The following is a 923-nucleotide window of genomic DNA, read 5'->3' as shown; positions in this document are numbered from 1 at the left end:
CTAGGTTTTGTACGAAAAGTGATATCTGCTAAGTTTTCCCATGCAATAGAAGCATAGGGGGAAATGAATGATGGTTGGCCGGTACGAGATATCCAATGAGAACTGGGCGCAGATTACAGATATTGTGTCGCCAACTCAGGTGATGGGCAGGCCCCGGCGGGATGACCGGCAGGTCCTCAATGGTATTTTCTGGGTGCTCTGTTCTGGTGCCAAATGGCGAGATCTACCCGAGCGGTATGGTCCCTGGTCAACTGCCTATGAGCGCTTTCGAAAATGGCGGGATGATGGCACGTTTGAAGCTATCCTTTCTCGCTTACAGCTCAGGCTGCGTGAAGATGGACTGATGGATCTGGATACGTGGATGATTGATTCGACCTCGATACGTGCCACCCGCGCTGCCGCAGGAGGCGGCAAAAAGGGGGCTCAGAAGAACCGGTAGATCACGCATTGGGGCGTAGTCGTGGTGGTTTAACGACAAAAATCCACCTGGTATGTGATTCCCATGGTTGGCCGCTGGCATTTACCCTGTCTCCAGGACAGCAGGCTGATTCTCGACATTTCATCTCGACGCTGGAGAGTGTTTATCTACCAGGCCGTGTTGGAAGGCCTCGCAAACGTAGCCGCTACGTGGTCGCTGATAAAGGATATGACAGTGATGAACTGCGCCGTTACTGTGACAGGCACGGTATAAAACCCGTTATTGCGCAACGTCAAATGCATCGCAAGACACGCCCTGGTTTGCCGAGGCGTTTTGATCAGCACAGATACCGCCAGAGAAACGCGGTAGAACGCTGCTTTGGATGGCTTAAAGAGTTACGTCGATTTGCAACGCGCTACGAAAAATTAGCGAGCAGTTTCAGAGCGATGGTATGCGTAGCCTGCATAGAGCGTTGCTTGCGAGCCAACTTTTCGTACAAAGCCTA

The 923-nt window shown here is 52.0% G+C and carries 1 protein-coding gene; it reads left to right on the top strand.

Annotated features, from left to right (window positions below):
- Window positions 1–70 precede the first annotated feature (70 nt).
- Window positions 71–923, top strand: a protein-coding gene (locus ACT3T7_RS18395) for an IS5 family transposase (RefSeq protein ID WP_087110723.1) whose coding sequence is annotated in 2 segments (ribosomal slippage) — window positions 71–424 and window positions 427–923 — 851 coding nt annotated over the 2 segments. Because the reading frame shifts where the segments join, the coding sequence is not laid out codon by codon here. This gene is flagged as partial in the annotation.

Origin of the sequence: Halomonas sp. 111, from assembly GCF_052379685.1 — a bacterium.
Lineage (GTDB): Bacteria > Pseudomonadota > Gammaproteobacteria > Pseudomonadales > Halomonadaceae > Vreelandella > Vreelandella citrativorans.
The sequence above is the reverse complement of the archived record's forward strand: the minus strand, read 5'-3'. Positions and strand labels throughout refer to the sequence as shown.